The organism is Arthrobacter sp. WCS2018Hpa-7, assembly GCF_031843805.1.
Classification (GTDB): domain Bacteria; phylum Actinomycetota; class Actinomycetes; order Actinomycetales; family Micrococcaceae; genus Arthrobacter.
On record NZ_JAVTJB010000035.1, the window covers coordinates 1 to 21,616 of the forward strand.

19 protein-coding genes and 1 pseudogene are annotated in these 21,616 nt (G+C 63.7%); 12 read left to right on the forward strand and 8 right to left on the reverse strand.

Annotated elements, in window-relative coordinates:
• The 10 genes and pseudogenes from RQH14_RS22220 to RQH14_RS22265 form a co-directional block, all read left to right on the forward strand.
• A pseudogene (locus RQH14_RS22220) lies at positions 1 to 128 on the forward strand (lipoyl synthase); the annotation flags it as partial.
• 493 nt (positions 129 to 621) lie between these two features.
• Complete coding sequence (locus tag RQH14_RS22225; protein ID WP_311215281.1) at positions 622 to 1,077, forward strand: hypothetical protein; 456 nt, start codon at positions 622 to 624, stop codon at positions 1,075 to 1,077.
• Positions 1,078 to 1,319: 242 nt separating this feature from the next.
• The gene (locus RQH14_RS22230; RefSeq protein ID WP_311215282.1) at positions 1,320 to 2,000 is read left to right on the forward strand and encodes a hypothetical protein; all 681 of its coding nucleotides are present in this window, start codon (positions 1,320 to 1,322) and stop codon (positions 1,998 to 2,000) included.
• Between the two features lies 1 nt (position 2,001).
• A complete protein-coding gene (locus RQH14_RS22235; RefSeq protein WP_311215283.1) occupies positions 2,002 to 2,508 on the forward strand; it encodes a hypothetical protein in 507 nt (168 codons plus the stop codon).
• Positions 2,505 to 3,794 (forward strand): Ig-like domain-containing protein, encoded by a 1,290-nt coding sequence (locus RQH14_RS22240; protein ID WP_311215284.1) that lies wholly within the window; start codon positions 2,505 to 2,507, stop codon positions 3,792 to 3,794. The genes RQH14_RS22235 and RQH14_RS22240 overlap by 4 nt, the downstream gene beginning before the upstream one ends.
• A 159-nt stretch (positions 3,795 to 3,953) precedes the next feature.
• The gene (locus RQH14_RS22245) at positions 3,954 to 5,018 is read left to right on the forward strand and encodes an FUSC family protein (protein WP_311215285.1); all 1,065 of its coding nucleotides are present in this window, start codon (positions 3,954 to 3,956) and stop codon (positions 5,016 to 5,018) included.
• An 86-nt stretch (positions 5,019 to 5,104) separates the two neighbouring features.
• Positions 5,105 to 5,605, forward strand: coding sequence for a MarR family transcriptional regulator (locus RQH14_RS22250; RefSeq protein ID WP_311215286.1), 501 nt, complete (start codon positions 5,105 to 5,107; stop codon positions 5,603 to 5,605).
• Between the two features lie 130 nt (positions 5,606 to 5,735).
• A complete protein-coding gene (locus RQH14_RS22255) occupies positions 5,736 to 6,086 on the forward strand; it encodes a hypothetical protein (protein WP_311215287.1) in 351 nt (116 codons plus the stop codon).
• Positions 6,083 to 7,006, forward strand: a complete 924-nt coding sequence (locus RQH14_RS22260; protein ID WP_311215288.1) for a serine/threonine-protein kinase — start codon at positions 6,083 to 6,085, stop codon at positions 7,004 to 7,006. The genes RQH14_RS22255 and RQH14_RS22260 overlap by 4 nt, the downstream gene beginning before the upstream one ends.
• A 72-nt stretch (positions 7,007 to 7,078) precedes the next feature.
• On the forward strand, positions 7,079 to 7,339 hold the full coding sequence (locus tag RQH14_RS22265) for a GlsB/YeaQ/YmgE family stress response membrane protein (protein ID WP_311215289.1): 261 nt from the start codon (positions 7,079 to 7,081) through the stop codon (positions 7,337 to 7,339).
• 91 nt (positions 7,340 to 7,430) lie between these two features.
• Here the strand turns inward: RQH14_RS22265 and RQH14_RS22270 are convergent, their stop codons facing one another.
• From RQH14_RS22270 to RQH14_RS22285, 4 genes are all read right to left on the reverse strand, one after another.
• The gene (locus tag RQH14_RS22270) at positions 7,431 to 8,960 is read right to left on the reverse strand and encodes a leucyl aminopeptidase (RefSeq protein ID WP_311215290.1); all 1,530 of its coding nucleotides are present in this window, start codon (positions 8,958 to 8,960) and stop codon (positions 7,431 to 7,433) included.
• Positions 8,957 to 10,666, reverse strand: a complete 1,710-nt coding sequence (locus tag RQH14_RS22275) for an MFS transporter (protein WP_311215291.1) — start codon at positions 10,664 to 10,666, stop codon at positions 8,957 to 8,959. The genes RQH14_RS22270 and RQH14_RS22275 overlap by 4 nt, the downstream gene beginning before the upstream one ends.
• Positions 10,667 to 10,816: 150 nt before the next feature.
• A complete protein-coding gene (locus tag RQH14_RS22280) occupies positions 10,817 to 12,619 on the reverse strand; it encodes an SLC13 family permease (RefSeq protein ID WP_311215292.1) in 1,803 nt (600 codons plus the stop codon).
• A gap of 116 nt (positions 12,620 to 12,735) precedes the next feature.
• Positions 12,736 to 15,372, reverse strand: a complete 2,637-nt coding sequence (locus RQH14_RS22285; protein WP_311215293.1) for a LuxR C-terminal-related transcriptional regulator — start codon at positions 15,370 to 15,372, stop codon at positions 12,736 to 12,738.
• A gap of 128 nt (positions 15,373 to 15,500) precedes the next feature.
• On the opposite strand from RQH14_RS22285, the gene RQH14_RS22290 reads away from it, so the two are divergent.
• Positions 15,501 to 16,097 carry a VTT domain-containing protein gene (locus tag RQH14_RS22290; protein ID WP_311215294.1) on the forward strand — a complete coding sequence of 199 codons (597 nt, stop codon included), beginning with the start codon at positions 15,501 to 15,503 and terminating at the stop codon, positions 16,095 to 16,097.
• A gap of 15 nt (positions 16,098 to 16,112) precedes the next feature.
• Here RQH14_RS22290 and cls read toward each other — a convergent pair whose 3' ends face one another.
• Genes cls through RQH14_RS22305 form a run of 3 tightly spaced genes read right to left on the reverse strand, consistent with a single transcriptional unit; the run spans position 16,113 to position 19,072 of the window.
• On the reverse strand, positions 16,113 to 17,579 hold the full coding sequence (cls, locus tag RQH14_RS22295) for a cardiolipin synthase (RefSeq protein ID WP_311215295.1): 1,467 nt from the start codon (positions 17,577 to 17,579) through the stop codon (positions 16,113 to 16,115).
• Positions 17,580 to 17,585: 6 nt separating this feature from the next.
• Complete coding sequence (locus RQH14_RS22300) at positions 17,586 to 18,650, reverse strand: AI-2E family transporter (RefSeq protein WP_311215296.1); 1,065 nt, start codon at positions 18,648 to 18,650, stop codon at positions 17,586 to 17,588.
• Positions 18,651 to 18,694: 44 nt separating this feature from the next.
• Positions 18,695 to 19,072, reverse strand: coding sequence for an SHOCT domain-containing protein (locus RQH14_RS22305; RefSeq protein WP_311215297.1), 378 nt, complete (start codon positions 19,070 to 19,072; stop codon positions 18,695 to 18,697).
• A 436-nt stretch (positions 19,073 to 19,508) separates the two neighbouring features.
• Here RQH14_RS22305 and RQH14_RS22310 point away from each other — a divergent pair, with 436 nt between their 5' ends.
• Complete coding sequence (locus tag RQH14_RS22310; protein ID WP_311215298.1) at positions 19,509 to 20,636, forward strand: hypothetical protein; 1,128 nt, start codon at positions 19,509 to 19,511, stop codon at positions 20,634 to 20,636.
• Positions 20,637 to 20,655: 19 nt separating this feature from the next.
• Here RQH14_RS22310 and RQH14_RS22315 read toward each other — a convergent pair whose 3' ends face one another.
• Positions 20,656 to 21,411 carry a ZIP family zinc transporter gene (locus tag RQH14_RS22315; protein ID WP_311215305.1) on the reverse strand — a complete coding sequence of 252 codons (756 nt, stop codon included), beginning with the start codon at positions 21,409 to 21,411 and terminating at the stop codon, positions 20,656 to 20,658.
• Positions 21,412 to 21,616: the final 205 nt, after the last annotated feature.

Sequence of the window (21,616 nt, forward strand, 5' to 3'; positions counted from 1 at the left end):
GGGCCGGGCGCCTCTGGGCCACCGCGATGCGGAAGAAGGGCTGGGAAATCCCGGCCGCCCTGGCCCACATCGAATCCTCCGGCACCACCCGCCAGGAAGCCTCCACCATCCTCGCCGCCCACGGCTAAGCCGGGCATCGACGGCATCCAGCTCTACACCCGGAAGCGTTCATGCCCGACGGCGGTCAGTCACCTCTCAGAGGTGACTGAGCGCCGTCGGGGGTTAAGTCATCAAACCGAAAGCTTCGAACGCCAGCGCAGTTTTTGCTCAAGACGGGCACAATGTTCGCGCAGGATGCTCGATGAGGTGTGATGTGGCGGCCGCGGAAGTCGTTGCCGGCCCGCCAGGAAGTGTCCACGTCGCTGAGTACCCGCCGCCCCGCCCTGACTGCATTTACCGGCGCCCAACCAAGTAGTCCGCGGCAAGAACCTGAGTACTTGCATCCGCGATGAGCGTATTTCTGACCCCTTGTTCGGGCCTAAAAGAGGCGTACACCCAAGGGTAGTCACGGAAGCCTGGCACACAGAAACATGGGGTCATCGCTTCAGCCGACAACAACGTTCGGATTCTGGGGGTTGCGATGCGACTCCCCGGGACAGAGAAAAACCAAGGAGTCTTATCATGCGCAAGCTTTCCAAGAAGAGCCGGATCACCGCCGCCGTCGCTGGCGTGGCATTGGTAGCTGTGGGCGGCGGGGCCGCATACGCCTACTGGACCACCACGGGTTCGGGCAACGGCTCGGCCGCCAACGCCGCCGGTGGCGGAACGGTGACGCTCCACGCCACGTTCGCCGCTGGCCTCGCACCAGGCAACCAGGTCAATGTGGCCTACTCGGCCGATAACTCCACCTCCTCCAGCACGGTTGTTGGCGCCCTCTCCGCAAACGTGACCACCAACGTGGCTGGTTGCCTTCCCGCCTGGTTCGAGGTCACCGCCGTGACCAGCAACAGCCCTGTGGCGGCCGGAGCCGCCGGCGCATCAGTGGGCAGCGGTGTCCTGAAGTTCAATGACAGCACCACCGAGAACCAGGACGCCTGCAAGTCGGCAATCGTGACGGTCAACGTTTCCAGCCTGTAGCACCGGCCTGCCGGGGATCATCCTGCGAGTGGTGATCCCCGGCTGACCCTTCTGCCCTGCACTGAACACGTCCGAAAAGAGCTTCCATGGACCCCCGGCCAAAGCGCACTGCGCCATTGCACCGAGTCACAATGCGACTACGCACGCTGCTCCTGGCGCTGTTAGTGGCTTTGGTGCCTCTGGGGGCACTTGCCGCAAGTGGGGCACAGGGTGGTCAAGCCAAGGCCATCAAAGGAATCACCGTGACCTTGTCACCCTCCAGTCGAACAGTCGATCAGGGGCAATCCGCCACGTACACCTTGTCCGCGGCATCAACGGGAGGTTTCACGGGACCGGTGACGTTCGCCGTCACGGGTCTGCCGTCAGGAGCGGCAGCCGCATGGTCGCCGTCGTCGGTGGTGTTGACGTCCGGAGGCGCCGCTCAGGTGGCGTTGACCGTCACCACAGCCCCCGGTACCCCGGTTGGAAAGTCGGACTTCACCGTAAAGGGAACGGCCGGAACTCTTCAGGCCTCGGCGCGGGCGCAGTTGCATGTCCTGGAGGTGAAGCGGACCTTCGACGTCAGCGGTACTGTCAGCGGGCTGCTGGCCCCGGGAGTGTCGCGATCCGTGGACCTGCTGATCTCCAACCCCAACAACAAGGGGATCGCGGTGAACAATCTGACTGTTGCCATCAGCCAGGTAGTGAGGACTCCCGCTGCGGTGGCCGCAAACCTGCCGTGCACCACGGCCGATTACACACTCGCCCAGTACTCCGGAACGTATCCGCTGACCGTGGCACCGGGGAGTCGCTCCTTCTCATCGCTGGGGGTGCCCGAGTCGAAATGGCCCCACATCACCATGCTGGATACCTCACAGCTCCAGGACGGCTGCAAAGGTGCCACCGTCCGGCTCACCTTCAGCGGCACGGGACAGGCGAACTGACATGAAAACGACAGCCCGCACTTTTCCCACTGGCCGGCTTGCGCGAACTGCTGCGGCCACTGTGGCACTCTGCATTCTGGGCGGCGCAGGAACCGCCTACGCCTACTGGGCCGCTGCGGGCACTGGCAACGGATCAGCAAGCAATGGCACCATGCAGGCCGTCACGGTGGACGCGCTGGTCCCGGGTGACACGCTGCAGACCAGCCTGGTCCCCGGCGGAACCGCCGATGTCCTCCTTCGCGCTTCGAACCCCAACCCGCACGCCGTAACCGTCTACGGTTTCGCAGCCAACGGGCCCGTGACCGCCGATGCCGGCCACCCCGGCTGCACCACCACGGGAGTCACGTTCACGCCTCCGGCAGCGCCGCTGGCTTCACCGGTGCTGATTCCGGCGAACTCATCCATCCTGCTGACGCTCCCAGGCGCGGCCGGCATGGGCGCGGCGTCGGCCTCCGGCTGCCAAGGCGCCCAATTCACCGTTCCCGTCACGCTGGAGGTACGGAAGTGAACCGGCAACGTCAAAACCGGACCCTGCCCGCCGAGTTGAGCGCGCCTGCTGTGTTCGGCTGGCGGAGCAGGCTCGCGATCATCGTGGCCGGCCTCCTCCTCGTTTCGTGGGGAGGGCCTGCGGCCAGCGCTTTCTGGGGCTCCATCAGCAGCGGGCCTGGCGCAGTCAAGGCCGACTCGGTAGCCCAAGGTGCCCGGCCTTCTACCGCCATTTCCGGCGCCAACGTGACCGTTTCGTGGACGGCAAGCACGACGGCGGCAGGACGGTCCGTGACCGGCTACAGTATTGCCCGCTACAGTTCCGCGACCGGCGGGACGAAGGCTGCGGCGACAGGTGGATGCGCGGGAACGGTTGCCGGACTGGTTTGCGTTGAGGCCGCAGTGCCCGCGGGAACCTGGTACTACACCGTGACGCCCACCCTTTCCTTGTGGCAAGGAACGGAGAGCCAGCGCAGCACTGCCACCACACCCGTCACGGACACCACCGCGCCCTTGGCTCCGGTGGTAACTGCGCCGACTTACATCAACCAGACCACCGTCGGCAGCGTTCCCATCAGTGGAACGGCAGAGGCCAACTCCTCGGTGACCCTCACGGTGTCCGGCGCGGGTGCAGCGCCGGTGACGCAGACTCTCACCACCCTTGCCAGCGGCGTGTGGAACGCCGCGCCGCTCGACCTCGCTGCTTTCACTGACGGAACCATCTCATATTCGGCCCGCGCAAGCGATGCGGCCGGAAACACCGGACCCGCCGGGACAGCAACATCAACCAAGGACGTTGCTGCGCCAACAGTCACTGCGGTTCAGCTGAACAACGCCGCAGGAAAAACCCTGGGCGTCGTAGAGCAGGGCGACTCCGTGAAGCTCACCTTCTCCGAGGCACTGATGGCCAACACCATCTGCAGCGCCTGGACCAGCAACACCACGACGCAGACCCAGAGCGGAAACGGCAGCAGCCAGGTCCTGGTGAACATCAGCGCAGGCGACGTGCTGACCGTGTCCCAGGCGGGTTGCCCGTCACTGAGGGTCGGCGGTGTGGCACTCGGTGGGAATTACACCGGCACGGCCCTCACCTTCGCCGGGAACAACACCAGCGGCTCTGTCCTGACGTGGAACCCCGGCGACAAGACACTCACCATCACCTTGGGAGCGGGCGGCCCCGGAGCACTCACTGTGGCTGCTGCGCCGACGCCACTTCCGGGCTTCACCCCGGCAGCCGGAGTGACTGATATTGCAGGCAACCCGCTCTCCACGACCCAAGTCACCAGCCTCGCAGCTTCCCGCTTCTGACCCCGGAGTCTTTGTACAGATAATGCCCTGAAGACGCGTGATGAGGGGCACTATCTGTACAAAAACTCCACGTGGTGAGGGGTGCGGAGCGTAACCTTGAAGCGGACGCCAGCGCCGTCGTCGTACGTTTGATCCTGCGACGAAAGGCGAGCCGCCCCCTTGAAGGCTGTAGCGGAAATGTTCACGATGGGTCCTGGAAACAAGGACCACCATCCCGCCCTCCGCTGCGCTGTAGGTGTGTTCGTACCACTGATCACGCTGACGCTGATCGGGCGCCTGGACCTGGCAGTGTTTGCCTCGTTCGGAGCTTTCACCGGAATTTATGGCCGCAACGAGCCCCATAGCATTCGCTTCCGCAGTCAGTTGCGCGCCGGCGGCTTCATGCTTTTCATCATTCTCGTTGCGACTCTCATGGCCCGCTTTGCGCAGAGCTCGGGGCTGGAAGGTGCCGCTTATTCGTGGCTTCTGACCGCCGCGACCACCGTAGTGGCCGGTGTCTGCTCCGTGGTGGTGGCTGCCTGGAGGCTCCGTCCGGGCGGTTCGCTCTTTCACATCTTTGCGTTTGCCGCCATCGCGTCCATCGCCGCACAACCGCCTCTGTGGGAGGCGATGCTGGTATCGGTTCTGACCACTGTTTTCTGCCTGCTGATCGGCATGTCGTCCCGCGTGGTCAAGAGCCACAGGACACCGTGGAAACGGCCGCCTCCCATCCGTCACACCGAGGCCGAGCGCCGGGCGATCTGGCTGGAAGGCGGCGGTTACCTGATTGCTGCGGGCCTTGCGGGGACCATTGCGACACTGGTGGGGGAGCGGCTCGGGTTCGGGCACACCTACTGGGCGATGGTTGCGGCCGTGGTTCCGCTGGTGGGCCACTCGACGCGTCACCGGGTGAGCCGCGGCATCCAAAGGATCGCCGGAACGGTCATTGGACTGGTGCTGCTGGCCGGGATCCTGTGGCTCAACCCGGCGCCCTGGGCCATGGTCCTGGTGATTGCCGCGTGCCAGTTCGGCGCGGAGATGTTCATCGCCCGGCAGTACTTGGTGGCACAGGTCTTCGTGACGCCGCTGGCATTGATTGCCACGCTGTTGGCGGCGCCGGTAGATCCTGGGTTGCTCCTGCGGGACCGCATCATCGAGACCGTCATTGGTGCCGCCGTCGGTGTCGCAGTAGTGGTGGGTCCGGCGGTCTGGCGTCGGGTGCGCGGGCGCCTGTCCAGGGCCTGAGCGGGCGGACGCCAGCGGTCCTTGACGTTATGACCTAGTATCGATTGCTTAGACAAGCTAGATACATGTCTAACGAAGGACTGGTGATGAGCGACAAAAGTGAGCGTCAGGGCTACTGGTATGGGCTGGAGAGCCGCAAGCAAATGGGTGCAGTAGACGTCCTGAATGCACTCAGGGACTATCGCTCGGCCGAAGCCGACATGCGCCGCCGCACGCGTGCCTCCATGGGGATGGGCGAAACCGACCTCGTAGCCTTGCGCTACCTTCTTGAAGCCGAGCGGGCCGGCCGCGATGTGGGACCCAAGGAGTTGGCGGTCCGCCTCGGTGTCACGTCGGCGTCCATGACCTCCCTGGTAGACCGCTTGGTGAGGTCGGGCTACGTGAGCCGCGAACCGCATCCTACTGATCGGCGGGCCCTCATTCTGCGACCCACCCCTGGCTCCGACCAGGAGGTTCGCAGCACCCTGGGGGACATGCATTCGCGGATGATGGAGGCCGCTGAGACCCTGAGTGCAGACGACTCCGCCGTGGTGGTGGAGTTCCTTCGGCGCATGCGCAGGGCCGTCGACAGTGTCGCAACTCCCTGAGGCCTCGGCTGGACATAATTGATAAGTACACATATAACTAGATAGCCAAGCTACTTACTAGTGAATGTGTGGGAAGACGATGACAGTCGCGCTGCGTGAACCAAGTTCCACACCAGTGGCTGAGAATGACGTGCACGTTGACACGGACCAGGTAATTCCCGTGGGGCCCGTGCACTGCGGGTCGCACATGGCCATCTCTGCCGGACCAGCCTATGACGCCATGAAGTGGGTCTCGGTAGAACCTATCTGGCCGGAGTGGGCCTGCGGGTGCGGCTTCCGCATGGACATCGACGCCATTGACCCCGTGAGCGGTGTCTGGATCGCCGCTCTTCGCCGCCAGAGCCTCCAGCATGAACTCGCTATCTCCCAGAACACTCTTGCCTTGGCCTTCAGGAAGGCCGTTGACGCCGGAGTCAACCCCCAGGCGCTTGCGGAGGTGGCCGGCGTACCGGCCGCCGAGATCGAAACACTCCTGGCGTGACCACGCTTGACGTTTCGGCCGTCCGCGCTGATCGCGGGGCCGGGTGTTCAAGCATGGCCCAGCCAGGGGCGGTGCTGTCGATTGCAGCGCAGCCCGGTGCAGTAGTCCTCGGCGGACGGTACCGTCTCGGCGGGCGGCTGGGAGGCGGCTCGGAAGCCTACGTCAATGAAGCCCTCGACCTCCACACAGGAAAACACGTGGCGATTAAGATCTTCCGGGGAACGGAGCCTGCCACAACAGACCCCGTCAAAGACTCGCCCTTCCGGCGCGAGGTGGACATCCACAGCCGGCTCCGTCACCAGAACATCGTCGCGGTGCTCGGTTCGGGCACGACGGCGGACGAGGACTCCCAGCGACGCCGCAACTTTCTGGTGATGGACCTGATGGACGGCAGCGACCTCCGGTCAATCCTCCACGAACAGCCGGCCTCTCCGGAGCAGACGGTGGTGTGGATGAGCGGCATCGCGAAGGCGCTCACGCATCTTCATCGCCGGAGGATCGTCCACAACGACATCAAACCCGGAAATATCCTGGTGGACTTCCACGCGGACCCCATCGGCCCCGGGATCGCAAAGTTGACCGACTTTGGGATAGCCATCGACGGGCGTCATTCGGCGCCCAAGTCGTCGTCGGGAACGCCGCACTACCTGAGTCCCGAAGAGGTGCGCGGCGGTACGTCCACGTCAGCCAGTGATATCTATTCGCTGGGCTTGGTGGCCCTTGAATGCCTGACCGGAACCAAAGCGTTCCCAGGCCCTCCCCTCGAGTCAATGGTGGCAAGGACTCTGGGGGAACCCCGAATTCCCGGCACGGTTCGGCGGCGCTGGTCCATGGTGCTCCATGCCATGACAGACCCCGATCCTGCCGGCAGGCCGTCTGCCAGCCAAGTCGTCGGCATGCTCCGACGGCTCAGCTGGTAGCCAACAATCAGGTCGATAGCGGCATGCGTCCTTATGCCGAACTGGGTCCTACTTATGAAAGAGAGATGAAAAATGGGAATCATTGGTTGGATCGTTTTGGGTTTGATTGCTGGAGCCATCGCCAAGGCCATTAAGCCTGGCAAGCAGGGCGGTGGCTGGATCGCTACGCTGCTGCTCGGCATCGTTGGCGCCGTCCTGGGTGGATGGATCGGCAGCGCGCTCTTCAACGTGGGTATCAACGAGTTCTGGTCGCTGTCCACATGGCTGCTCGCCATTGGCGGCGCACTGCTGGTCCTCATCGTCTGGGGACTGCTCACCCGCAAGAAGGCCTAACGCCCGAATCGCCTGTCATGCAAAAGAGGCCCCGACGCTGCTGCGTCGGGGCCTCTTCGCTGTCACGGCAGGAGGTCAGCGGTGGATCGGGTCAGGTGGCTGAATAATCCAGAGCCAGATCGATGAGGAGGCGCGCGCCGAACCCCGTGGCACCCTTGCTTCGCCAGGCGTCGTCCTTGTCCGACTGCATGGTGCCTGCAATGTCGATGTGCGCCCAGGGAGTTTCACCCACGAACTCGGCCAGGAACAGGGCAGCAGTGGTGGAACCGGCGTAGGGTCCGCCAAGGTTGGAGATGTCCGCGACGTCGGAATCCAGCTGCGGGCGGTAGGCCCGTTCCAGCGGAAGCTGCCACAGTTGTTCGTCTGCGCGCCCGCCCGATTCCAGCACCAAATCCACCAAGCGCTGATCGTTTCCGAACACCGGGGCGGTGAGCTGTCCCAACGACATCAGGGCTGCCCCGGTCAGGGTGGCGATGTCCACGATCCCGTCCACGCCATCCTCTACCGCGAGCGTCAGGGCATCGCACATCACCAGGCGACCTTCGGCGTCGGTATTCTTCACCTCGATGGTGAGTCCGCTGCGCGTAGTGAGCACGTCCCCCAACTTGTAGGCCGAGCCGGAGGGCATGTTGTCCGTGCACATCAGGAACCCGGTGACGGCGGTTGTGCAGCCGAGATCGCGCAAGGCCGTGAAGACCGCAAGGACCGCCGCCGCGCCGCCCATGTCCATTTTCATGAGCAAATGCATGGGGTCGCTGGGTTTGAGGCTGACGCCGCCGGAGTCATACATGATGCCCTTGCCCACCAGGCCGAGGTGGCCTGTGGCGTCCCCGTCCGGCCGGTAGCTGAGCTTGATCATCCGGGGTTCCTGGGCACTGCCGGCGTTGACGCCCAGAAGGCCACCGCAGCGGAGGTCGATCAGCTGTTGTTTATCGAACTCCTCAACCCCAAAACCGAACCGCTCCCCGAGCTCTTTCGCCGCCGAGCCCAATCCAACGGCAGTGAGGTGGCTTGGCGGAGCGTTGCACAGGTCCCGGGCAATGGTGGTGGCCCGCACTTTCACAAGGCCCGTAGCCAGGCCTCGTGAAGCGGCCTCGGTGTCTATCCCGGGAGCCAGGAACTGTACCTCGGCAAGGGCGGTTCCTTTGCCCCTGCTCTTGAGGGTGTCGTAGCTGTACCGGGCCAACAGCACGCCTTCGGCCAGCACCTGGCCCAGCCGACCGGCGTCGAGCCCTGCCGTCCCGGTTGCTTCAAAACCGTCAGGCAGCTCAAAACCGATCCGGGAGTGCTTCTGCGTGGCCCGGGCCAAGGCCGCAGCCGCCTTGCGCCAGCCGTCCGCGTCCAAGGAGCCGGGCTTTCCACCGCCAATGGCAACCACCAGGGTTCCCGAGGCGTTGGCCAGCTGCAGGGTTGTCCCGGGTTTGCCCTCAAACCCCGCGCTCTCCAACGTCTCCCGGTGCAGGCCAATGGACTCCGGAACGTCCCCCTCTGACGGGACCAGCACACCGATTGCATCCAGTGTGCCGAAGCCGTCCACGAAGTGCAGCTCCGGTTCGGTGGCGTCCAAGGAAGGGAGAGCTGAGAAATCTTCCGGGATCAGTTTGTAGGGTTCGTGGTTCACCGTTTCGCCCGTTCTTTAGTGGTTGGTTCTGCGTGGTCCGGCAGGAGGCCCGGCTCCGGGATGGCGTCGGGATCGTCCGGTTCCAGCTGTTCGGGCAGGTCGCCTTTCATCCGGCCGGGCATACGGCCTGCCGGAACGATCGCCAGCAGGGCAAGCCCGGACAATCCCAGCAGGGAGATCTGCAGGGCGCGAAGCCTGGCTTCCTCGTTGACCTCCGTCGCGGCTGCCAGTTCCGTGGGGCTGCTCACCCGGTCGCCGATCACCGCCTCCACCTGCGCATTGGTCATGAAATCGGCCTCGTTGACGTTGACTTTGTAGATCAACTCCTGGGAGACGTCCGGATGTGCGGCGGCGCCGCTGGCAATCAGCGAGGACAGCATTCCGACGGCGAACGCGCTCGCCACCGCGATGCCCACACTGCCGGAGAGGTTATGGACCAGTCCACGCCAGGCTCCGACGTCGCCGGCCAACTCACGCGGAACAGCGCTGAGCAGCGTATTGAACACCAAAGCGACGATCGCGCCTTGGCCCAGTCCCAGGAGGATCAGGCCCAGCACGACGAACAGTTGGCCCCAGTCGTTGCGGATGGTGAAAGCGAGAAGGATCAGGGCGCCGGCCACCACGACAAAGCCGCCTTGCGCGATGGCCCGGGGCGGGAACTTGTCGTACAAGAACGCCACGAAAGTACTCGCAAGGAAGATGGACAACGTGTACGGGATGATCGAGAACGACGTCTCAATGCTGGAGCGGCCCTGCACGATCTGCATGTAGAGCGGAATCAGGAAGTTTGCGGCGGTCCCCACGAAGAGCATGATGGCCATGCACGCGGTCACTGCGAGTTCGGAACTGGACGCCAGCACCCTGAGGTCGAAAATGCGGGGCAGTTTGGCATCCTGGCGCTTCCGGATCCACATGAAGAACACCTGTCCCGCGATGGCTCCGAGGAGTATCAGGAGCGGCGCAGGGGAGAGTCCAAGGATGTCGAATGGAGCTTGGCTGGTTGCGAACCAGGTACCCCAAGCGGACAGGCCGCTGAAACCGAAGCTCAGCAGGATGACGGCCACCGCGGCGATGATCGAACCGGTCCAGTCGATCTTCAGCTGGGGTTGTGCCGGGACGGTTTTGAGCTTGAAACTCAGCAGCAGGTTGATGGCACCGAGGACCACCATGAGGCCGAACGAGTAGCGCCAACCAATGGTGGTGGCGAACCAGCCGGCGATGAGCAAGGCCAGAACACCCGCTGCCGGAATGGCGGCAGCCAGGAGCCCGATGGCCTTGGCTTGCTGCTGGTCCTTGTAATTGGTGGCGATAAAGACCGTGAGTGCCGGTGCGATCAAGGCAATGACAGCGCCGGATGAAGCCTGGGCAATGAAGAGCATTGCCGGGCTGAGGCTCAGTGCCACCCCGGCCATGGCGGCGGCGTGAATGGCAACGGCGATCTGGAACACCTTGCGTGTCCCGAACCGGGCGCCCAGCTTCGCTCCCAAGAGGATGAAGGCCGCCATCGAAAACGTCCCGGCAGTAATGGCAGTGCCCACGGAAGTCGCTGCAGTGTCCAGGTCGGTAGTGATGCCCTGCATGGAAACCGTCAAGGCGTTGACGGCGAACGATGCCTGGATTTGGGTGAGGACCACCACGATCAACGGCAGCCATGATGCCGCCCTGACAGATGGTGGAGTTTCAGTGATGGTGTGGTCGCTGGCCATGTCTTGCTCCTGGTGTGCTCTGCCCCTTCACGCGGAAGGGGCGTTGTGAATACCTCACTACGGGGTTGGCGGAACGGTGTGCGGGTTTGCCTTGGCGTCGATCTCCGATCACTGGGTTCTGGTTCTGGAGTCCTGGTCCTGAAGAGCGGGCTACGTCTGCAGCGGCCAGAACACTGGTACCAGCAGGATGGCCACTGCCGCGTACAGTGCCATGATGGCCAGCCCGAATTTCCAGTAGTCGCCAAATCTGTAGCCCGCCGGCTGCATGATCATCATGTTGGCCGGCGTCGCCACGGGCGTCAGCAAGGCGGCGGAGGAGGCCACGGACACGCACATCAGCACGGCGTAGGGGTTGATCGAAGACTCTTGGGCAACGGAAAGAGCGATGGGGATGATGATCAAGGCAGTGGCCGTATTGCTGATCAGCTGACCCAGGACGGCAGTCACCACAAAGAGCCCCAGGAGCAACAACAGGGGTCCGCCATTACCCACCACCGCCACCATTCCCTCGGCGAGGATCTCGGCGGTGCCAGTGGAAGTGATGGCCGTGGACAGCGGAATCATGCCGGCCACCAGGATGAGGGTGGTCCAGGCCATGGATCGGTGGGCTTGCTGAACTGTGACAACGCGAAGCACCACCATGGCCAGTGCCGCCAGCATCGCCGCGACGGGTGCAGGGACGAGGTTGGTGGCCAGCAGAACCACCATGGCGCCCAGGATGATCAGTGCCGGCGTGGCCCGCGGCCCCAACGGGATTGTTTGACGACGGATGGTGTCCGGAGAGTCCACCAGCAACACATTGTGATCCACCGTGTGTTGATCGAGCGCCGACCAGGAACCTTGAAGCAGCAGCCTGTCTCCCGCAGTGATCAGCGTGGGCGCCGACGATTCCGGCTCACCCGGATGGTGATGGGCCAACACCACCAGGTCTCCGCTGTCCGTGACCATCCCGGGATAGGCCTCCGTGCCGACGAGGTTCGACCGCGGCGCCACCACTACCTCGGCCACGCCGTAGGTACTGCTGATGAGGCCGCACGTGGCGTCGTCGTCCTGTTCGAGGCCGTGCCGGGCCGCAAGGGCGTCGATTGTCTGTTGCCCGCCGCGCACCACGATCTCATCGCCACCTTCAAAGAGGGCGCCGCCTGACGGTTTTCCGTCCGGCCGCTGCACGCTGATGAGGTGGAGGTGGCCGCCGTCGTGCCCGTCCTGAAGACACGCAACCGGCTGCCCGACCAATGCTGATCCTGCCGGAATGCTGAGCCGGCTCAGCCCCTCGCCGCCGAGGTAGTGGTTCATGAGGGTCTCGCTGTGGGAACCCAGGTCCTTGGGGAGGGCATCAGGCGTTCGGGTCGGCAGAAGCCGTGGTCCCAGCCACAGGGTCAAACCGATGGTTCCCAGCAGCAAGGGAAGCCCCACCAGCCCGAACTCAAAGAACCCGATTCCCTTTCCCGTGGTGTCCAGCGCTGCGTTGAGGATCAGGATGTTGACCGGTGAACCGGTAAGAATCAGCAGGGAGCCTGCGTGGGCCGCGAAGGCCATGGGCATCAGGAGTTCCGATGGCCTGCGACCCAGCCGGACTGCAAGGACAACCACCATGGGCAACAAGGCGGCAACTGCTCCGTTGACACTGATGAGGGCCGTCAGCAAGGCCGTCAGCACCATCATCAACACCATCAACCGGGTGCGGCTCGTTCCCGAGAACCTGATCAGCAAGCTTCCCAGCCATGTGGTGACACCCGCGGCATCGATCGCCTCCGCCACCACGAACAGCGCAGCGATCAGCACCACGGTTCCGCTCCCGAAACCGGCGAACGTATCGTCCAATCCCACAATGCCGGTGCCGTAGAGGGCCAAGGCTGCTCCGAGAGCCACAACCTCAACCGGCAGGCGGTTCCACACGAACGCAGCAATCACCACGACGAGCACCAGCAGCGTGACGACGACGTCTGTCATGGATGCCTTGGATAACCTGTGGGGTCTTTGGCCAGCATTCTTTCAGACTAGATCCGGGTCATAGCCGCAGGGTCACCCCAATCGGGTGAGTGATGGGCGTTCGCCGAGGTCACGGCCTACGGCAGGTGCCCAAACCTGTAGGCCGCGGACACCGCATCATGACGAGTCCCTGCGCCGAGCTTGGAATAGATGATCCGCAGGTGGGTTTTCACCGTATTCACGGACAAATGAAGCTCTGACGCCATCTGTTCCTGCGACAAGTGTGAGGGAAGCAGGGTGAGGACCTCCCGCTCGCGGGGCGTCAACAAAGGCGCCAGCCGGGAATCGGCGGGAGGCCTCAAAGCCAGCAACCGCTTGGCGAGTTCCCCGTGGGGCCCATGCGAACCTGCCCGTTCCACCAACAGGTCCATGACCTCCTGGGGAGCTATGGCCAAAGGCCTGATAACCCCTATATCGTCGGCCCTGCCCAGCGCATCTTCCAGGAGTTTGCCGGCCAGTGTCCGCCGCCCCGTGCGGATGGCAATGGAGCACTCAAGGACGTTCACGTGAAGCCACGTCCATTCCAGCAGGGGCGCAGCGACGCCCGCGTGCAGTGGCCGGAGACGTTCGGCTGCGGCGTCGAAGCGACTGATCCCGGCGGGGCCTTGCGCTCGCAGCAAGCACAATTCGCCCGTCCCGGGGATGATCTCCTCGGCCCACTCCAGGACTTCGCGGGCACGCTCTGCATGACCCAAGGACAGGGCAGCGGTATGTTCCATCACCGCGACGAAGGCCGCCATGGGCTGGGCGAAGAGGTGGTCCTGGCCGATCCTCAGCCTGGCTTGCCGCATGCCATCCAGGGAGTGCCGCCTATCCCCTGAATCCAGGTGGGCGCACGCAGTGACCAGTTCCACTGTGGCGCGCATTGCGGCTCCCACTCCTTTGGAAGAGGACCCCAGCTGTCCCAGTTCCGCACTTGCCGACGCTGCGAATTTAAGGGCCGCTGCAGGTTCGGCGCCGAGCAGGGCGGCCGTGGCATGCATCAGGGCGCCCACAGATCGGCCGGCTCCCGCCGTCCAGGCATAGGCCGGAAGCTTCTCTTCTGCCTGCCGAAGATATTCACCGGCGCGGCGGAGGTGGCCTTGCATGGAGGAGATGCCGGCAAGCTTGAGGTACACCTTTCCGGCAAGGTAGCAGTTACCCGCTTCGACGGCTTCGAGCAGTGCCTCCTGGGCCTCGTTTTCGGCGGCCCCGTAGTGTTGCTCGACCACGGCCGAGGTGATCGAAACCATCCTTGCTTCGATCCGGATGTCGCTCTGCCGTGACAAGGGAAGGGCTGCAAATCCGGCGTTGGCTTTGGGGTCCTGGTTCTCCCAGTCTCCGCTGAACCAGGAAAGGCGGGCTTCTGCCAAGGCGCGGAGTTCTGAGAGGTCGGACGGTGCGTTTTCTGTCCACAACCGATTCGCGGCGGCCAGGTAACGGGCAGCGGTGGTGGGCTGACGGCTTTCCACATGGGCCAATGCCGCAACCAGGCAGAGCTTGGGACTCGCCGCCAGGACTGAATCCGGCAGCTCTGCAATGGCCCTCCGAACCCGCGTGACGCCGCCTGATCCCAGGAGGGTTGCTCCATGCCGTTCGAGGATTGTGCCGATCAACTGGCTGTCAGCGGAGTCCATGGCGTGGCGGAGGGCGGCTTCGGGTTCGCCGGCACGCTCATGCCACTGCGCGGCGATCCGGTGGAGACGGAGCAACTCGTCCGGCTCCTTCCGGGCAAGTTCCGCCCGGAAGTAGCCCCTGATCAGAGGCCGGACCAGGAAGACCTTCCGTCCGCTCCCTGCAGATTCCACCAGATCGTGGCGGTCCGCCAGCACGGCAAGGCCATTTCCGGCGTTCCGGTGGCCCGCGAGGGCGTTGGCCTGCGCGGCCACCAGGACACGGCACACGCTGGTACTGGAGAGCACATGCCGCTCGTCCAGGGTGAGCGTACGGAGAATTTCATGGTCCAGATACTCGGCGAGTGGGCGGTTGTTGGCTGCAATGTCGCCCACGGACGCTTCAATGTCCGCGGCTTGGCGCAGCGAGCGCAAAGCAAGCACCACACAAGCTGGCCAGCCCCCGGTTTGTCGGAACAGCTCGCCCAGTTGATGTGTCCCGAGCAGCGTGATGGTCTTGGCCGCGAAGGAGTTGATCTCGTCCAGGGAGAAAGCGAGATCGCGTGAATGCAGTTCCAGGATCCGCCCGCTGAGCCGGGCGCGTCCAGGGTCAACGGCAGTGCTTTCCCTGGTGGCCAGGACAAGTTGGAGGGGCAGATTCACGTGGTTCAACAGCGCCGGAATCCAATGATCGCGGTCTTCTGCCGGGAAGCCCTCCACGCCGTCGATGACCAGACGGATGGTGCCTTCAACGGTGGTCAACTGCTCTGCCAAGTGATTCAGGACGTCGTGGGCATTCGTCTCGGATCCCGAAAATTGGCCCAGGGCACCGTCCGGTATGGCAGGGCATTGCCGGAGCGCGTGAAGGACTGCGGGCCACAAGGCCGGCTTGTCCTGTTGCTCCGGGCTCACCCACGCGACGTTGTACGTCCGGCCGGCAAGCCATTGGCTGAGGACCACCGATTTGCCGAACCCGGCGGGGGCGCAGAGGAGGACGGTGTCAGGTGTGGCATCGAGTTTTGCCACAAGCCGGGGCCGAGCCAGCAAGTCCAAGGGCGGCTTGGAAACCGCCATTGGATGGGGGCTTAAGAGGTCCGGGCGGGTACCACTCAGGTCGTCCACTCCTTCAGTGTAGGGCTGGGACTTCGAGGATTCACCCAGTACGGGCGATCCGCGCGGCGGCCCCTGGACGTAAGGATTGTGTTGTCCGCCGTGAGACGCTTGGGCGAAGCCCGGAAAGGGGTTTCACCGTGCAGGCTTTCAAGGACATCATGAGCGCTGCGGATTCCGGCTGGGTCTACCCGCTGGGGGCCATGTTCGTGGCGTTGTCGGCAGTCTTTCCACCCATTCCCACCACGTCCTTGTTTGTGGCTTTGGGAGCCTTGTCCGCCACCGACAACCTTCCCAACGGATACCTCTTGGTGGCCGCGATGCTGGCCGGAGCGGTTGCCGGAGACCTGGGCGCGTATGAATTGGTCCGGCGCCGGGACATGGCCAACTGGAAGATTCTCCAAGGCCCCCGGACGCAGAAGGCCCTGCATGCCTCGCGCGAGCGTCTTTCCAAGCACTCCGCCTCGTGGGTCCTGACGTCGCGGTTTGTCCCGCTCGGACGGCTGACCATGAACGTCGCCAGCGCCATCACCCCGGTCCCGCGTGGCAGGTTTGTCCTCTACTCCGTCGCAGCCGGCATCCTGTGGTCCGCGTACTCGGTGGGCATTGGGGCCCTGTCCGGGCTTTTGCCGGGGCTTTCCACGGAATTCGCTGTGGTGATCGCCATTGCCTTCTCGCTGTTGTTGGGCAGGGGAATCAGCGCCGCCGTGACGTGGTATTTGCAGCTGGACGACTGACTTAACCCTGGCGTGCTATTGCAACGACGACGTCAGCCTGGCCAGATTGTCCAGTGCCACCTGACCCACCGGCCGCCGCAACCAGTCCTCCAACAACAGCTCCGTGCTCGCCGCGCGGTAGCTGTCCTCGACGGCCCGCATCCGGTCCACGATGGACCGGCCATGGACCAGCACCGAGACTTCCATGTTGAGGCTGAACGAGCGGACATCCATATTGCTTGACCCAATAACGGCGACGTCGTGGTCAATGGTGAAGTGCTTGGCATGCAGGACCTGTGGAGCCCGGTAAAGGTAAATGCGGACACCGGCGCGCAGCAGGACTTCATAGTAGGAACGCTGGGCGTGGTAGACCATGGCTTGGTCGCCCACTTCCGAAACAAAGAGCTCAACGCTCAAGCCCCGTGACGCTGCGGTGATGATGGCCAATTGGATGGCTTCGTCAGGAACAAAGTAGGGGCTGGTGATGCTGACGCGGTGCTCCGCCTTGTAAATGAGCGTGGTGTAAAGCTTGAGGTTGTTGTCGTTGTCGAAGCTGGGACCGCTGGGCAGGACCTGGGCGTCAATCAGCTCCGGCTCCGACCCCAGGATCACCGGTGAAGTGTCCAACGGCAGCAGGGTCTCGGACTCGCTGTACCAGTCAGTGACGAAGAGGGCGTTGAGTTCCCGCACCGCAGGCCCCTCCAAACGCACCATCAGCTCATGCCATTGGAGGCCGCGTCTGATATTCCGCTTCTTGTTGTAGGAGGCGTCGATCAGGTTTTGGGAGCCCGTGTAGCCCACCCTTCCGTCGATCACCACCAGTTTTCGGTGGTTGCGCAGGTCCGGGCGTTGCCATTGGCCTTTGAACGGGCGCAGGGGAAGCATGGCGTGCCACTCGGCGCCCATGCCATCAAAAGCTTGCAGCATGGCCTTGTATTTGGGGTCGCCCACCGCGGCCAGGTGATCGAAGAGCACCCTGACCGCCACACCGCGTTGGCAGGCCCGGGCCATGGCATCGAAGAACGGAGATGTTGTGGGATCCAGCGCCAAAATATAGAACTCCACATGGAGGTACTCTTCAGCGGTATCCATGTCCGCGATCATGCGGCGGAAGCTTCCGTTGTAGTCCTCCAGCAATTCGGCGCGGTTGCCGCCCACCATGGGCAGCGCGCCGAGCCTGAGGTTAAGTTCGACGGCGGAACGCAGCCAGGCGGGCCAGTCGTCACTGTGGCTGACGGCTGAGAGGCCAGGCGTACGTCCAAGCATCAGTTCGTTGACGGCGCGTTGCTTCTCCCGCCGGGCCTTGGGGAGCTTGCCGCGCCCCACCAGCAGGAACGCCACTGTGCCCAGGTAGGGAATGAAAATGATCGCCAGCACCCAGGCAATGGCCGACGACGGTTTCCGGTTGGCCGAGACCATCACTGCGGCAATTGATCCGAGCACGATGTGGAGCGCCAACAAGATCAAGGCGACCGTATCGGCATCGTGCAGCAGTCCTTGCATGCCGGGCTACTTGGCGTTCTGCTGCGGGATGACCACTTTTTTGATGATCAGCAGGATGGAAGCCGTGGTGGGGCAGGCGATCAGCGCTCCCAGCAGGCCCAGCAGGGTGCCGCCCACCATCGCGCCGATCAGCACCAAAGAACCCGGGATGCTGATCGCTTTACCCACCACCCGCGGCGTCAGGATGTAGGCCTCAACCTGCATGTAGGCCAGCATGACGAGGAAAACAACAATCGCCGTTGAAGGCGACGTGAAAAGCGAAACCACGGTAATGATGGCGGTGCTGATCGCACTGCCCACCAGCGGTATGAGGGTAATGGGGAATGCCAGGACGGCGAGAACGGCCGCATATCTGACTCCAGCCACGGAAAGGAGAATAAAGGTGAAGATTGCATTGAACAGGGCCAGTACCGACATGCCGCTCAGGTATTTACCCACGGAGGCAATGATTGTTTCGGAGATTTCCGCGAATGATTCCCTGCGGGATGCCGGCACCAGTGCATAAAGGCTGGACTTCATGGCCTCGTGCCCGGCCACGAAATAGAGGGTGAGGACAACCACGAAGACCACGGCGAAGGTCCCGTTCACCACGTTGTAGCCAACCTGGACCGCTCCGCCGCCAATTGCCAGCCAGACATTGGGATCCGCCGCCGAGGTTTCCAGCCATTCCAGCAATGGAGTCAAGGCTCCGCCCAGTGAACCGTTGACGTCCCGGAACCACTCTTGTTCCCCTACTGCGTCGAAGCTGGATGGCAGCAGCCGGACCAGCGCGGCGCCCTCCTCCACCAGGATGGGGACCACGAAGCGGATCAAAAGGGCCACCACCACCAGGAAGCCGACAGCCACCGCGAGTACGGCCCCGCCACGCGAGAGTTTCCAGCGTTCCAGCCAGAGCACCAACGGATACAGGCCCAAGGAAATGAACAGGGCCGCGAAGATCAACGTCAGCGAATACCGCAACGTGATGACCGCCGAGCCCAGGGCCAAGGCAACCAGAACGCCCAGTGCCGTTATCAGGCCGAATCGGAACGGCCCGCCTTCCAACAGCGGGAATGCCTTCAAACGCGTCATGCGGTCCCTTTCGGCGGTATATGGAGGGCGGGCCATCGCCCGAATCAGGCCAAAGCGAGCTCCTTCAGGCGAGCGTACTCCGCCTCGGTAATGTCACCGGCGGCAAGCAGCGCTTTGGCTGATTCGATTTGCTGGGCGGGCGTGGGTGCTCCGACAACCTCCCGGAGGTAATTCTCTGTTTCCTCCACCGATTCACGGACTCTTATTTCGCTGCGAAGGGCCATTCCTTTTCCACGCATGATGACGTAGATCAAGGCCGAGATAAACGGTGCCACGAACAAGCACAGAATCCACAGGGCTTTTACACCACCACCCAGGGCTTTGTCGCGGAGGAGATCGGAAATGATCTGGAAGAGGAGGATCAAATAGGCAATGAAGAAGAAAGCGACAATGATGCTCCACAACGATTCCAAAAAGTTCATGGTGCCTTTCCCATCGTTCGTTCGGCCCGGGCGGGACCGTCGTCATCCCGGCAAGGGGACCATTTCCCCGGCGGGACCACAACACCATTCTCGATTCGCCCGCACCCTCCAGCGCCCGCCCGCGCTGGATCGGCAGGGATTGGACAGAAAGATCACCCACTAAGGGTGAGCGCGTTGGTGAGACGGGGTGGCTGGGGTGGCCGGGTTGGGCGCCCACTCCGGTCACAAATTCCCCATAACCAGGCCGTTGCAGTGGTCATCCAACGGTCGGTTACGCTGCTCAAAGCCACGCACCACCGTACGTTTTAGGGTCCCAATGACGCACTCTTTTCCAACTCATCCGGCAGCCGACCTCCCACCCAAACCCGTGGTCCCGCGAGGTCCGGAGCAAGCGCCCCATCACCGTTCGGCAGCGGTCGCCATGGGGGCATTCAGCATGGCTTCCGTCGTCGGGGTCTTTGCGCTGTCCCTGCACATGCTCGGGCGTCAGTCACCGCGGATTGGTCCGGTGTACACGGGCTGGCCGGAAGCCGCCGCCGACTCGCCGATGGCGGCCTTGCGCTGGTTCCTGAGCGACATGACCGAGCCTTTGTTCTGGGCATCGGATCTCGCCGCGCTCGGCCTGCTGTCAGGGGCCGCGCTGGCGTGGTGGGCCGGGCGACGGGGGAGGAGGTGGGCGGGTTCGCTCACCTACGGGACCGGCCTCTGGCCGTGGGTGCTGGCATCGGCGTCGTTGAGTTTGCTCCTGTCCAACCTGGCGTTCGGGTGGATGCTCGACGACGGGTGGCAGCCTACGTTCGTGCCTTTTGTTTGCGTCGCTCCCGCCATGGTCCTTCTCTACGGGGCAGGCTGGAAGGCCTGCGTCACCGGTGCCGTTCTGGGCGCAGTCACCACGACGCCTTTGGCCTTGCTGTTCATTCCTGTCGTATCGACGCCGCTCGGCCTGCCCGTGGTGGTGGCAAACGTCCTCGCGATGTCCGTTGGCTCCGTGCTGGCGTTCATGGTGGCCCGGCGGTTGCCGTGGCTGGCCCTGCAGGAGCCGGGCCGACCGCCAAAACTGTACCGCCCGCCGTCGAGCGTTCACCGCGCTTTCCGCAACGATGCCGAATGGGCTGCGCGCCGCGTCCTCAAGGACTTCACCGAAACCCACTTCTTCGCCAACGAACTCGCCGGAATCGGCGTGATTGTGGCCGTCGCGGCGGCGTTCGTGCTCAACCCGGCGTTGCCGTCGTACGGGACCAACCTGCTGCCCCACATACTGTTCGCCCAGGCGCTGACCTCGGCAGTCGGCGTCGTCCTCTGGCAGCGCTGGTACCGCGACGGCGGGTGGGCGGCCACCTACGCGTCCGTGGTGTCCGTGGTTCCTGCCGCAGTCCTGGCCTACGGAGGCTCGTGGTCCGCGATGGTGGGTGGAGCCGTGCTGGGAGCAGTCCTGGCACCGCCCCTTGCCCGCCTGGTTTCCGCTCGACTGCCCGCGGGTTTTCACCCGGTGATCGGCAACACGGCGGCCATGGCAGTTTCGACGGCGGTCGCCTTGCCGTTGCTGGGGCTGCTGCCGCATTAGCTCCTATTGGCCGTCACCGTTAGCCGCCGACGTGATGGATTGTGAAGGCACTCAGGAACCCGACGGCGGCCGTCAGGCCCGTGAGGTTGTGGTGCTCTTCGAAAGCCTCGGGAATCATGGTGTCCGCAAGCATGGCCAGGATTCCGCCGGCGGCGATTGCGGTAATGAACGCTATGACAGTCCCGGGGGCGTTCTCCAAGGCGGTGTAACCGATGAGCGCCGCCAGTCCGCTGAACACGGCAATACCGGTCCACGTGCCAAAGACGTAGGCGGGGCTGCGTCCGGCTTTCTTCATGCCGGCCGTGCTGGACAAGCCCTCGGGAACATTGGAAATGAAGACGGCGGCCAGCATGGCGGGGCTCACCGCTCCGCCGGCAAGGAGCCCGACGCCGAGCACCACCGATTCGGGAATGCCGTCAATCAGCGCACCCACGGCGATGGCCGTTCCGCTTCCGGGGCTGTCCTTTTCGGAGGGCTGGGGTCCGCTGGAACGTTTCCGATGTTTGGCGCCGGCGCGTGCCAGCAGAGCGTTCGAGCCCACAAAGATCAAGGCGCCCAAAAGGAAGCCCAGAATAGTGGGGAGCAGGCCGCCGCCCTCCACCGCTTCGTCCACCAGTTCAAAGGCAAGGGCTGAGATCAGGACACCCGCACCGAACGCCATCACCGTGGAAACGATCTTGGGCGGGACCTTCCACAGCCACGCGATGCCCGCGCCGAGGACCAAGGCTCCGCCTGCCAGCGTTCCCCACAGCAGGGCCTGCAACCACATCGGCATCATTGCGCCCTTTCCTTGGCCTTCACGTGCCACATGAGTGTTTCATATGGGGTTGGTGGGACTGTGGCGAGTCTTGAGGTTTTCCTGAGGAAGTGTTGCGGGTTTGCAGGATTTGTTCTTGATCCAGCCCCGGCAGAGTAGTTCTTGTCAGCCAGAGAGGCTGGAAGAAACGGCCGGCCGGTCTCACGGTGGCCCACCGAAAGGA